At 63.1% G+C, this 12,381-nt stretch carries 10 protein-coding genes; all 10 read left to right on the top strand.

Features of this window, described 5'->3' with window-relative positions; all coding sequences use genetic code 11:
- Positions 1-20 precede the first annotated feature (20 nt).
- On the top strand, positions 21-476 hold the full coding sequence (gene aroQ, locus J4D52_RS01180) for a type II 3-dehydroquinate dehydratase (RefSeq protein WP_007921644.1): 456 nt from the start codon (positions 21-23) through the stop codon (positions 474-476).
- 24 nt (positions 477-500) lie between these two features.
- Positions 501-962 carry an acetyl-CoA carboxylase biotin carboxyl carrier protein gene (gene accB, locus J4D52_RS01175; protein ID WP_009046774.1) on the top strand — a complete coding sequence of 154 codons (462 nt, stop codon included), beginning with the start codon at positions 501-503 and terminating at the stop codon, positions 960-962.
- Positions 963-979: 17 nt separating this feature from the next.
- Positions 980-2,335: an acetyl-CoA carboxylase biotin carboxylase subunit gene (gene accC, locus J4D52_RS01170; protein ID WP_025807967.1), complete on the top strand. Its 1,356-nt coding sequence runs from the start codon at positions 980-982 to the stop codon at positions 2,333-2,335.
- A gap of 287 nt (positions 2,336-2,622) precedes the next feature.
- Positions 2,623-3,501, top strand: coding sequence for a 50S ribosomal protein L11 methyltransferase (prmA, locus tag J4D52_RS01165; protein WP_102675981.1), 879 nt, complete (start codon positions 2,623-2,625; stop codon positions 3,499-3,501).
- A 30-nt stretch (positions 3,502-3,531) separates the two neighbouring features.
- Positions 3,532-4,770 carry a DUF3426 domain-containing protein gene (locus J4D52_RS01160; protein ID WP_102675980.1) on the top strand — a complete coding sequence of 413 codons (1,239 nt, stop codon included), beginning with the start codon at positions 3,532-3,534 and terminating at the stop codon, positions 4,768-4,770.
- 196 nt (positions 4,771-4,966) lie between these two features.
- On the top strand, positions 4,967-5,980 hold the full coding sequence (dusB, locus tag J4D52_RS01155) for a tRNA dihydrouridine synthase DusB (protein ID WP_097305756.1): 1,014 nt from the start codon (positions 4,967-4,969) through the stop codon (positions 5,978-5,980).
- Positions 5,977-6,297, top strand: a complete 321-nt coding sequence (gene fis, locus J4D52_RS01150) for a DNA-binding transcriptional regulator Fis (protein ID WP_007921650.1) — start codon at positions 5,977-5,979, stop codon at positions 6,295-6,297. Before dusB ends, fis begins: the two co-directional genes overlap by 4 nt.
- An 81-nt stretch (positions 6,298-6,378) precedes the next feature.
- Positions 6,379-7,986, top strand: coding sequence for a bifunctional phosphoribosylaminoimidazolecarboxamide formyltransferase/IMP cyclohydrolase (gene purH / locus J4D52_RS01145; RefSeq protein WP_025807973.1), 1,608 nt, complete (start codon positions 6,379-6,381; stop codon positions 7,984-7,986).
- A 188-nt stretch (positions 7,987-8,174) separates the two neighbouring features.
- Positions 8,175-9,470, top strand: a complete 1,296-nt coding sequence (gene purD, locus J4D52_RS01140; RefSeq protein WP_102675979.1) for a phosphoribosylamine--glycine ligase — start codon at positions 8,175-8,177, stop codon at positions 9,468-9,470.
- Positions 9,471-9,569: 99 nt separating this feature from the next.
- The gene (locus J4D52_RS01135; protein WP_102675978.1) at positions 9,570-12,353 is read left to right on the top strand and encodes a hybrid sensor histidine kinase/response regulator; all 2,784 of its coding nucleotides are present in this window, start codon (positions 9,570-9,572) and stop codon (positions 12,351-12,353) included.
- Positions 12,354-12,381: the final 28 nt, after the last annotated feature.

The raw sequence follows: 12,381 nt of genomic DNA, 5'->3' as shown, positions 1-12,381 counted from the left end.
GATAAAACAAGGAACGGCAGATGGCGACCCTACTGGTGCTTCACGGACCCAACCTGAACCTGCTCGGCACCCGTGAACCGGGGGTCTACGGTGCAGTCACCCTGGCTGAGATCAACCAGGACCTGGAACGCCGGGCTCGCGAGGCCGGCCACCATTTGCTCTACCTGCAAAGCAACGCCGAGTATGAATTGATCGACCGTATCCACGCCGCCCGCGATGAAGGCGTGGACTTCATTCTGATCAATCCAGCAGCTTTTACGCATACAAGTGTCGCATTACGTGACGCGCTGCTGGCGGTGAGCATCCCATTCATCGAAGTGCATTTGTCCAACGTGCACAAACGCGAACCTTTCCGCCATCACTCCTACTTCTCCGACGTTGCGGTGGGAGTGATCTGCGGCCTTGGCGCCAGCGGTTACCGACTGGCCCTGGAGGCCGCACTAGAGCAGCTTGAACAACAAGCTAAACGCCCCTGACCGACCCTTGGGAGTTGATGATTCATGGATATCCGTAAAGTTAAGAAACTGATCGAACTGCTGGAAGAGTCCGGCATCGACGAGCTCGAGATCAAGGAAGGCGAAGAGTCCGTACGCATCAGCCGCCACAGCAAGACTCCAGCCCAGCAGTACTACGCACCGGCACCGATGGCTGCTCCGGCCGCCGCACCTGCCGCTGCCGCTCCGGCCGCCGCTGCTGCACCAGCCGCTCCAGCTGCCCCAGCGCTGAACGGCACCGTTGCCCGTTCGCCGATGGTCGGCACCTTCTACCGCAAATCCTCGCCAACCTCGCCAGCCTTCGTTGAAGTCGGCCAGAGCGTGAAGAAAGGCGACACCCTGTGCATCGTCGAAGCCATGAAGATGATGAACCACATCGAAGCTGAAACCAGCGGTGTGATCGAATCCATCCTCGTCGAAGACGGCCAGCCGGTTGAGTACGACCAACCGCTGTTCACCATCGTTTGAACCGCGGAGAGCCAACGATGTCTGCGAAGTTGGAAAAAGTTCTGATCGCCAACCGCGGTGAAATCGCCCTGCGGATTCTGCGTGCCTGCAAAGAGATGGGTATCAAGACCGTCGCCGTTTATTCCAAGGCCGACAAGGAACTGATGCACCTGGGTCTGGCAGACGAATCCGTCTGCATCGGCCCGGCCTCCGCCGCGCACTCCTACCTGCACATTCCGGCGATCATCGCGGCCGCCGAAGTGACTGGCGCCACCGCCATTCACCCAGGCTACGGCTTCCTCGCGGAAAACGCCGACTTCGCCGAGCAGGTCGAGAACTCCGGCTTCGCCTTCATCGGCCCGAAAGCCGAGACCATTCGCCTGATGGGCGACAAGGTATCGGCCAAGCACGCCATGATCGCTGCCGGCGTACCTACGGTTCCCGGTTCCGACGGCCCGCTGCCGGAAGACGAAGAAACCGCGTTGCGCATCGGCCGTGAAGTCGGCTACCCGGTGATCATCAAGGCCGCTGGCGGCGGCGGTGGTCGCGGCATGCGCGTGGTGCATAAAGAAGAAGACCTGATCTCCTCGGCCAAGCTGACCCGCTCCGAAGCGGGCGCGGCGTTCGGCAACCCGATGGTCTACCTGGAGAAGTTCCTGACCAACCCACGTCACGTGGAAGTCCAGGTGCTGTCCGACGGCCAGGGCAACGCGATCCACCTGGGCGACCGCGACTGCTCCCTGCAGCGTCGTCACCAGAAGGTGCTTGAAGAAGCGCCGGCTCCGGGCATCGACGAAACCGCTCGCCAGGAAGTCTTCGCGCGCTGCGTCAAGGCGTGCATCGACATCGGCTACCGCGGTGCCGGTACCTTCGAGTTCCTGTACGAGAACGGTCGTTTCTACTTCATCGAGATGAACACTCGTGTGCAGGTAGAGCACCCGGTATCGGAAATGGTCACTGGCGTCGACATCGTCAAGGAGATGCTGAGCATCGCCGCTGGCAACAAGCTGTCGATCTCCCAGAAGGACGTAGTCATTCGTGGCCACGCCCTGGAATGCCGGATCAACGCCGAAGACCCGAAAACCTTCATGCCAAGCCCAGGCACGGTCAAGCATTTCCATGCTCCGGGCGGCAATGGCGTACGCGTCGACTCGCACCTGTACAGCGGTTACGCGGTTCCACCGAACTACGATTCGTTGATCGGCAAGCTGATCACTTATGGGGCAACCCGTGAAGAAGCCATGGCGCGCATGCGCAATGCGCTGGACGAAATCGTGGTCGACGGGATCAAGACCAACATCCCGCTGCACCGCGACCTGGTTCGTGACGAAGGCTTCTGCAAAGGTGGTGTGAACATTCACTACCTGGAGCACAAGCTGGCCGGTCAACACTGATCGACACCGCACCAGACCGACAAGGCCGCTTTCGAGCGGCCTTGTCGTTTCTGCCCCTCCTGCAGGAGCGAGCCTGCTCGCGATAGGGCCATCAGCGACAACGCGCATTTTCCTGGTGTTACGCGGCGCCCTTGCAGGCATCTCGAGCAAGCTCGCTCCTACAGAGACGCGGTGTGGGCGAGTGGAAATGGCGCCTGGCGTGTCGTTTTCTGCGCCTCGCTCGCGTAAACTTGCGCGCTTCTCGCAGCCCGCTAGGCTGCACATTACATATTTCAAAGGTGCCCGCCATGCCTTGGCTGCAAGTCCGTCTCGCCATCAGCCCAGAACAAGCCGAAACCTACGAAGACGCTTTTCTCGAAGTCGGCGCCGTTTCGGTGACCTTCATGGACGCCGAGAATCAGCCGATCTTCGAGCCGGAACTCAACACCACCCCGCTGTGGAATCACACCCACCTGCTGGCCCTGTTCGAAGGCGGCACCGAGGCTGCCAGCGTGCTGGCCCACCTCGAACTGCTGACCGGCAGCCCGCTGCCTGAACATCACAGCGAAGTGATCGAAGACCAGGACTGGGAACGCAGCTGGATGGACAACTTCCAGCCGATGCGTTTCGGCCAGCGCCTGTGGATCGTCCCGAGCTGGCACGCCGCTCCCGAGCCGGACGCGGTCAACCTGCTGCTCGATCCGGGCCTGGCCTTCGGCACCGGCACGCACCCGACCACCGCCCTGTGCCTGGAATGGCTCGACGGCCAGGACCTGAAAGACTGCAACGTGCTGGACTTCGGTTGCGGCTCCGGGATCCTGGCGATCGCCGCCCTGCTGCTGGGCGCCAAACAAGCCGTGGGCACTGACATCGATGTGCAGGCGCTGGAAGCCTCCCGCGACAACGCCGGGCGCAACAACATCGCCGAAGAGCTGTTCCCGCTCTATCTGCCGGAAGACCTGCCGCAGGTCCAGGCGGACGTGCTGGTCGCCAACATTCTCGCCGGCCCGCTGGTTTCCCTGGCGCCGCAGCTGTCCCGCCTGGTCAAGAGCGGCGGACGCCTGGCGCTGTCGGGCATCCTCGCCGAACAGGGTGAGGAAGTCGCAGCTGCCTACGCCCAGGACTTCGAGCTGGATCCAATCGCCAACCTCGATGGCTGGGTACGCATCACCGGCCGTCGGCGCTAGAATGGCCGCCTGCATGAACCGGATCGCCGCATGACCGACAGTTTCGTCACCCAGTGCCCGCATTGCCAGACCAGCTTCCGCGTCAGCCACGCTCAGTTGAGCGTGGTCCGGGGCGTGGTGCGCTGCGGCTCGTGCCTGCAGGTGTTCAACGCCGCACGGCAGTTGCTTGAGCAACGCGCTGGCAAGGACGCTGTCGCTGTACCTTCCACACCGGCCACCCCTGCCGAACCGCTGGCCCCGCCGCCACCGCGCGCCATCAGCCAGAAGCAGTGGAGCGCCACCGAGCTTGATTTGGACAGCCTCGACCTGGACGAGGAGCTGGCCAAGCTCGAACAGCGGGAAATCCAGCCGACCAAGGCCTTCGGCCAGGAGCGCGCCTCCAGGGAAGACACCCTCAGCGCCCGCCGCGACCAGCCGGACGCCGAAGAGGAACACTGGCCTGACAGCCTGTTCAGCCAGCCACCCGGCACCAGCGACGACCTCGACGAAAAACCCGAGCAGCCAGCCGTCGACGCCGGCCGTTCCGGGCGTACCGAACCGTCGCTGTCCTTCAACCTGGATGATCTGGAAGACGAGCCCAAGGCGCCCTCCCTGCTCCCGGACGACGACCTGGAGCCCATGCCAGCGCACGGCTCTCTGAAGGCCGACGAGCCCGATGAGATCGAGCCTCCTGCCAGCCCGGCGCCACGCAACAAGCGCGGCCGCGCCGAGCCCGAGGCGCCGGACGCCGTGCTGCTGGACCTGGAAGACGATCCGATCCAGCTGGACTGGCAAAAGCGCCGCTCGCCCTGGGCCCGCCGCCTCCTCTGGAGTTTGTTGATCCTGCTGGCCGCCGCCGGCCTGGCGGGCCAGTACATCGCCTATCACTTCGACGAACTGGCGCGACAGGACCAGTACCGCCCCTGGTTCCAGCAACTGTGCCCGGAACTGGGTTGCACGGTGCCCTCGAAGGTCGATATCGGCCGCATCAAAAGCAGCAACCTGGTGGTGCGCAGCCACCCGGACTTCAGCGGCGCCCTGGTAGTGGATGCGATCATCTACAACCGCGCGCCGTTCTCCCAGCCCTTCCCGCTGCTGGAGCTGCGTTTCGCCGACCTCAACGGCCATCTGATCGCCAGTCGTCGCTTCAAACCCGGCGAATACGTCAAGGGCGAACTCGAAGGCGTGTCGGAAATGCCGCCGCAGACGCCGATCCACATCGCGCTGGACATCCTCGATCCGGGCCCCAAGGCCGTCAACTACAGCCTAAGCTTTCACTCGCCCGAGTAAGACGGGCCATCCGAGCAAAGGCCGCGCTGGATTGACGACGGTTTTCTGACTGCTGCCCTGCGGACCAAACCGTTGGCAATAACAGAATAACTGTTCAGATTTTATCCAATTCAGCCTTTATCCGGTCATCGAGAGCGGGTATCATGCCAACCCTTTTTCGAACTCTCATGATCCGGCCCCACAACAGGGAAGTCCTATGTCGGCGGTACGCATCGGCCCATATACATTGCACAACGGCTTGATTCTCGCCCCCATGGCGGGTGTCACTGACCAGCCCTTTCGTCAGCTTTGCAAGCGGTTGGGTGCAGGCCTTGTAGTCTCGGAAATGGTCACCAGCGACATGAGTTTGTGGAACAGTCGCAAATCGCGTCTGCGCATGATCCACGAGGGCGATCCCGAGCCACGCTCGGTACAGATCGCCGGTGGCGATGCACAGATGCTGGCGGATGCCGCCCGCGCCAACGTCGAGTTGGGCGCACAGATTATTGATATCAACATGGGTTGCCCGGCGAAGAAGGTCTGCAACAAGGCCGCCGGCTCCGCGTTACTGAAAGATGAAGATCTGGTGAACGAGATCCTGCAGGCCGTGGTGGCCGCAGTCGATGTGCCGGTCACCCTGAAGATCCGTACCGGCTGGGACCGGGCGAACAAGAACGGCCTGACGGTGGCGAAGATCGCCGAACAGGCAGGTATCACGGCATTGGCGGTCCATGGCCGGACCCGGGCCGACCTGTACACAGGTGAAGCCGAGTACGACACCATTGCCGCGATCAAGCAGGCTGTGTCGATCCCGGTCTTCGCCAACGGCGATATCGACTCGCCCGAAAAGGCCCGCCACGTCCTCGACGCTACCGGTGCCGACGGGCTGTTGATTGGTCGGGCCGCTCAGGGGCGGCCATGGATTTTTCGTGAGATCGAACATTTTCTGCGTACCGGTCAAACCCTGCCGGCACCTGAGCTGTTCGAGGTGGAACGTATTCTGCTTGAGCATCTGGCCGCGCTGCATGCCTTCTATGGCGATGTCATGGGCGTACGCATTGCTCGCAAGCATGTGGGCTGGTATCTCGCAACTCTGCCGGGCGCCAGGGAGTTTCGCGCCCACTTCAATCGTTTGGAAGATACGGAAGCACAGTGCGCCAACGTTCGTGAGTTCTTTGCCGAGCGTTACAAGAGCCTGGTGACAGGGGACGGAGAGGGGGTGGCCGCATGACGATGATGACCGAGACTTTAGTGAGTGGAACAGCACCCGTGAGCGACAACGTGAATTTGAAACAGCACCTCAATACACCGAGCGAAGAAGGCCAGACCCTTCGCGGGAGTGTCGAGAAGGCGCTGCACAATTATTTCGCCCACCTTGAGGGCGCGGCCGTCACGGACGTGTACAACCTGGTGCTCTCCGAAGTCGAGGCTCCGTTGCTCGAAAGCGTGATGAACTACGTCAAGGGCAACCAGACCAAAGCCAGCGAGCTGCTCGGCCTGAACCGCGGCACCCTGCGCAAGAAACTCAAGCAGTACGATTTGCTGTAAGCATTCAATCAAACCAGAAAGGCGCCCGCGTAAAACCGGTCGCCTTTTTTGCTGACTCCTTTGCTTTTGATGGAAATTGAGATGACCGACCAGACTACCCGCCTGCCGATCCGCCGCGCCTTGATCAGTGTTTCCGACAAGACCGGGATCCTCGAATTCGCCAAGGAGCTGGAAGCCCTGGGCGTGGAGATCCTCTCCACCGGCGGGACCTTCAAACTGCTGCAGGACAACGGCGTGGCCGCAGTGGAAGTCGCGGATTACACCGGTTTCGCGGAAATGATGGACGGCCGGGTGAAGACCCTGCACCCGAAAATCCACGGCGGCATCCTCGGTCGTCGCGGTATCGACGACGCCATCATGAACGAGCACGGCATCAAGCCGATCGACCTGGTAGCGGTCAACCTCTACCCGTTCGAAGCCACCATCTCCAAGCCGGGCTGCGACCTGCCGACCGCCATCGAGAACATCGACATCGGCGGCCCGACCATGGTCCGCTCGGCGGCCAAGAACCACAAAGACGTGGCCATCGTGGTCAACGCCAGCGACTACGGCCAGGTGCTGGAAAGCCTGAAGGCCGGCGGCCTGACCTACGCCCAGCGTTTCGACCTGATGCTCAAGGCCTTCGAACACACCGCGGCCTATGACGGCATGATCGCCAACTACATGGGCACCGTGAACCAGGCGGCCGAAACCCTGACCACCGAAGGCCGCAGCGAATTCCCGCGCACCTTCAACAGCCAGTTCATCAAGGCCCAGGAAATGCGCTACGGCGAGAACCCGCACCAGAGCGCGGCGTTCTACGTGGAAGCCAAGCCTGCCGAAGTCGGCATCGCCACCGCCACCCAGCTGCAAGGCAAGGAACTGTCGTACAACAACGTGGCCGACACCGATGCCGCGCTGGAATGCGTGAAGAGCTTCGTCAAGCCGGCCTGCGTCATCGTCAAGCACGCCAACCCGTGCGGCGTGGCCGTGAGCCCGGACGCTGAAGGCGGTATCCGCCAGGCCTACGAGCTGGCCTACGCCACCGACACCGAGTCGGCATTCGGCGGCATCATCGCCTTCAACCGCGAACTGGACGCCGAGACCGCCAAGGCCATCGTCGAGCGTCAGTTCGTCGAAGTGATCATCGCCCCTTCGGTCAGCGACGAAGCCCGCGCCATCGTTGCCGCCAAGGCCAACGTGCGCCTGCTGGCCTGCGGCCAATGGTCAGCGGACCGCGTTCCAGCCTGGGACTACAAGCGCGTCAACGGTGGCCTGCTGGTGCAGAGCCGCGACATCGGCATGATCGGCGCCGACGACCTGAAAGTGGTGACCAAGCGCGCCCCGACCGAACAGGAAATCCACGACCTGATCTTCGCCTGGAAAGTGGCCAAGTTCGTCAAATCCAACGCCATCGTCTACGCCAAGAACCGTCAGACCATCGGCGTCGGCGCCGGCCAGATGAGCCGCGTGAACTCCGCCCGTATCGCCGCCATCAAGGCTGAACACGCCGGCCTGCAAGTGCAGGGCGCGGTCATGGCGTCCGATGCGTTCTTCCCGTTCCGCGACGGTATCGACAACGCGGCCAAGGTCGGCATCACCGCGGTGATCCAGCCAGGCGGCTCGATGCGCGACAACGAAGTGATCGCCGCCGCCGACGAGGCCGGCATTGCCATGGTCTTCACCGGTATGCGCCACTTCCGCCACTAATACGGCAACGGTCGCACTGACGCCGGCATCTGCTGCGTTGGAGCCCACCCCGATGATGCTCATTGCCAGAAGGCAACTCCGCTCATCGAGGTGGGCTCCGCCTTGCATCTACCGGCGTCATTGCAACCTCCCAGGGCGTGAAGCGCTTTGGGTTTCAAACAGAATTTGCGTCATCCGAGGTTTTTGAAATGAATGTACTGATCATTGGTAGCGGCGGTCGTGAACACGCCCTGGCCTGGAAAGTCGCTCAAGACCCACGGGTCGAGAAAGTCTTCGTTGCCCCGGGCAACGCCGGCACCGCCATCGAAGCCAAGTGCGAGAACGTGGCCATCGACGTATTGGCCCTCGAGCAACTGGCCGACTTCGCCGAGAAGAACGTTTCCCTGACCATCGTCGGTCCGGAAGTCCCGCTGGTGGCCGGCGTGGTCGATCTGTTCCGCTCCCGCGGCCTGGACTGCTTCGGTCCGACCGCTGGCGCGGCCCAGCTGGAAGGTTCGAAAGCCTTCACCAAGGACTTCCTGGCTCGCCACAAGATCCCGACCGCCGACTACCAGAACTTCACCGAGATCGAGCCGGCCCTGGCTTATCTGCGGGAAAAGGGCGCGCCGATCGTGATCAAGGCCGACGGCCTGGCCGCCGGTAAGGGCGTGATCGTCGCCATGACCCTGGCCGAAGCCGAAGACGCCGTGCGCGACATGCTGGCTGGCAATGCCTTCGGCGACGCCGGTTCCCGTGTGGTGATCGAAGAGTTCCTCGACGGCGAGGAAGCCAGCTTCATCGTCATGGTCGACGGCAAGAACGTGCTGCCCATGGCCACCAGCCAGGACCACAAACGCGTCGGCGACGGCGACAGCGGCCCGAACACCGGCGGCATGGGTGCCTACTCCCCGGCCCCGGTGGTCACCGCCGACGTGCACCAGCGCGTGATGGACCAGGTGATCTGGCCGACCGTGCGCGGCATGGCCGACGAAGGTAACGTCTACACCGGTTTCCTGTACGCAGGGCTGATGATCGAAAAGGCCGGCAACCCGAAGGTCATCGAGTTCAACTGCCGCTTCGGCGACCCGGAAACCCAACCGGTGATGCTGCGCCTGCAGTCGAGCCTGGTGCTGCTGGTCGAGGCCGCCCTGGCCCAGGCGCTGGACAAGGTCGAAGCGCAATGGGATCCACGTCCGAGCCTGGGCATCGTCCTGGCCGCCGGCGGCTATCCTGGTGACTACGCCAAAGGCGCGGTGATCGAAGGCCTGGACGCAGCCGCCAAACTGGAAGGCAAAGTCTTCCACGCCGGTACCGCGCTCAAGGACGGTCAAGTGGTAACCTCCGGCGGCCGCGTACTCTGCGCCACCGCCCTGGGCGAAAGCGTGGGTGCCGCCCAGCAGCAGGCTTACCAACTGGCAGCTAAGATCGATTGGCAAGGCTGCTTCTACCGCAAAGACATCGGTTACCGGGCCATTGCCCGCGAGCGTGGCGAAAATCAGGAGTAATCCTGTCTTCCTGTCCGGCAGGGGCCCCAGGCCCTTGCCGGACGGCTCCAGCGCCGCGCATAGTTATAATCTGGCATCAACCTACGAAGGGATTTCGCCGTGCGCTGGCTCAGGACTGCCATAGGTTTCACCGTCACTCTGCTGACCCTGCTCTGCTTGATCCCGGCCCAGGCCGCACAAGGCAGTAACTGGGCCGTTTTGCTCGATGAACAGGCCGACCTGCAACTGAGCGATATCCGCTCCCCGCGCTACACCAATCAATTCAGCCCGATCGAACTGGAGCGCATCACCGCCGCCGAACCCGGAGGCGCGTTATGGCTGCGTTTCAAACTGCAACCGGGCAAGCACGAACAACTGCTGCGGATCTTCGCGCCCGACCTGTCACGTCTGGACATGTATGTGCTGGACGGCGACAACCTGGTCGAACAACTGACCTCCGGCACCCAGCAGCCCCAGGCCGAACGGCCTTTGCCCAGCAGCGACTTCATGCTGCCGCTGCCGCAGAACCAGAAGACCCTCGATGTCTACCTGCGCCTGGTCTCCGACCATCAGCTGCGCCCGTACATCACCCTGCAATCGGCGGTCATGACCGCGGCCAATCAGGGCCAGAGTGTGCTCTACGGCCTGCTGTTCGGCTGCATGGGCATGCTGATGCTGCACAACCTGGTGCGCTACGCCTACACCCGCTCGCGCAGCAGCCTCTGGCTGGCGTCCTGCGAAGCATTGGTCATGCTCAGCCTGGCGCTGATGCTCAACCTGTTCGGCCCCTGGCTGCCGGACTGGCATGCGATACAGACCCCTGGCGCCTACCTGGCGCTGTTGTTTACCACCCCTTGCGGGCTGATGTTCGTCTATCGCTTTTTCGCCCCGCTGGGCCCGCATCCGCTGAACAAGCTGCTGCTGGTCGATATCCTGATGGTCGGCCTGTGCAGCCTGTTGCTGCTGTTCGTCGATTCGCTGCCGCTGAACCTCATCACTTACGGCCTGGTGGCCCTGGTCGGCCTGAGCATGCTGTTCATCGCCGGTTATCACTGGCACAAAGGCTACCGACCGGCGCGCTACTTCGTAGCCGGCATGGGCATCTTCAACATCGGCGCGCTGATCGTGCTGCCGGCGCTGCTGGGGCTGACCATGGTCGCGCCCCAGGGGCTGATCATCACCCTGCTGGTGACCATGTGCCTGAGCGGGTGGGCGATGAGCATCGCCCTGGGCGAGCGCCAGCGCAGCATCACCGAGGATGAATTCAGCGTCAGCCGCGACCTCGCCGCCAGCAACGCCGAGGTCAATGCCAAGGCCGAGTTCCTGGCGAAGATCAGCCACGAAATCCGCACACCGATGAACGGCGTGCTGGGCATGACCGAACTGCTGCTGGGCACGCCGCTGTCGGTCAAGCAGCGCGACTACGTGCAGACCATCCACAGCGCCGGCAACGAGCTGCTGACCCTGATCAACGAGATCCTCGACATCTCCAAGCTCGAGTCCGGGCAAATCGAGCTGGACGATGTGCAGTTCGACCTCAATGCCCTGATCGAAGACTGCCTGAGTATTTTCCGCGCCAAGGCCGAGCAGCAGAATGTCGAGCTGATCAGCTTCATCCAGCCGCAGGTGCCGCGGGTGATCAGCGGTGACCCGACCCGCTTGCGCCAGGCCATGCTCAGCCTGCTGGAAAACGCCCTGAAGAAGACCGACGAAGGCGAGGTCCTGGTAGTCGTCGCGCTGGACGAGCGCACCAGCAAACCGCGCCTGCGCATCGCCGTGCAGGACAGCGGCCAGCCGATGGAAGCCGAAGAGCGCGATGCCCTGCTGCATTCGGAACTGCACAGCAAGAACTTCCTCGCCAGCACCCGCCTGGGCGGCAATCTCGGCCTGGTCATCGCCCGCCAGCTGATCCTGCTGATGCATGGCGAGTTCGGGATCAAGACCAGCGCCAACCAGGGCAGCACCCTGTGGCTGACCCTGCCGCTGGACCCTGAGCGCCTGGAGCATCCGACCTCCGACCTGGATGGCCCGCTGCAAGGGGCGCGGGTGCTGGTGGTGGACGACAACGACACCTGCCGCAAGGTCCTGGTGCAGCAATGCAGCGCCTGGGGCCTGAACGTCAGCGCCGTGCCTTCGGGCAAGGAAGCCCTGGCCCTGCTGCGCACCAAGGCGCACCTGCGCGACTACTTCGACGTGGTGCTGCTCGACCAGAACATGCCCGGCATGACCGGCATGCAACTGGCGGCCAAGATCAAGGAAGACCCGAGCCTGAACCACGACATCCTGCTGATCATGCTCACCGGCATCAGCAACGCGCCGAGCAAGGTCATCGCGCGTAACGCCGGGGTCAAGCGCATCCTCGCCAAGCCGGTGGCCGGCTATACACTCAAGACCACCCTGGCCGACGAGCTGACCCAGCGCAACAAGGGCCAGTTCGTGCCGCACCAGCCCCATGCGCTGAGCGGGGTTCCAGTGCCGGTCAAGGTACCGAGCGACTTCCGCATCCTGGTCGCCGAGGACAACAGCATTTCCACCAAGGTGATTCGCGGCATGCTCGGCAAGCTCAACCTGCAACCCGATACCGCGAGCAACGGCGAGGAAGCCCTGCAAGCGATGAAAGCCCAGCGCTACGACCTGGTGCTGATGGACTGCGAGATGCCGATCCTCGACGGTTTCTCCGCCACCCAGCAGCTGCGGGCCTGGGAAGTTGGCAACCAGCGCGTGCGCACGCCAGTGGTGGCGCTGACCGCGCACATCCTCACCGAGCACAAGGAACGCGCGCGGCAGGCCGGCATGGACGGGCACATGGCCAAGCCGGTGGAGCTGTCGCAACTGCGCGAGTTGATCGAACACTGGGTGGCGCAGCGCGACTTGCAGAACCGCACTACGGCGCAACCGTCCTGAGCCGACAGCACGGCAAACGCCTGTTAAA

The organism is Pseudomonas sp. GW460-12-10-14-TSB1, from assembly GCF_017349775.1.
In the GTDB taxonomy this organism is placed as follows: Bacteria; Pseudomonadota; Gammaproteobacteria; order Pseudomonadales; family Pseudomonadaceae; genus Aquipseudomonas; species Aquipseudomonas piscium.
This window is presented reverse-complemented; position numbering and strand designations above follow the sequence as displayed.

Bases quoted from the DNA above. Each gene is read 5' to 3' on its own strand.
- aroQ (WP_007921644.1), top strand. From the start codon at position 21: ATGGCGACCCTACTGGTGCTTCACGGACCCAACCTGAACCTGCTCGGC.
- accB (WP_009046774.1), top strand. From the start codon at position 501: ATGGATATCCGTAAAGTTAAGAAACTGATCGAACTGCTGGAAGAGTCC.
- accC (WP_025807967.1), top strand. From the start codon at position 980: ATGTCTGCGAAGTTGGAAAAAGTTCTGATCGCCAACCGCGGTGAAATC.
- prmA (WP_102675981.1), top strand. From the start codon at position 2,623: ATGCCTTGGCTGCAAGTCCGTCTCGCCATCAGCCCAGAACAAGCCGAA.
- J4D52_RS01160 (WP_102675980.1), top strand. From the start codon at position 3,532: ATGACCGACAGTTTCGTCACCCAGTGCCCGCATTGCCAGACCAGCTTC.
- dusB (WP_097305756.1), top strand. From the start codon at position 4,967: ATGTCGGCGGTACGCATCGGCCCATATACATTGCACAACGGCTTGATT.
- fis (WP_007921650.1), top strand. From the start codon at position 5,977: ATGACGATGATGACCGAGACTTTAGTGAGTGGAACAGCACCCGTGAGC.
- purH (WP_025807973.1), top strand. From the start codon at position 6,379: ATGACCGACCAGACTACCCGCCTGCCGATCCGCCGCGCCTTGATCAGT.
- purD (WP_102675979.1), top strand. From the start codon at position 8,175: ATGAATGTACTGATCATTGGTAGCGGCGGTCGTGAACACGCCCTGGCC.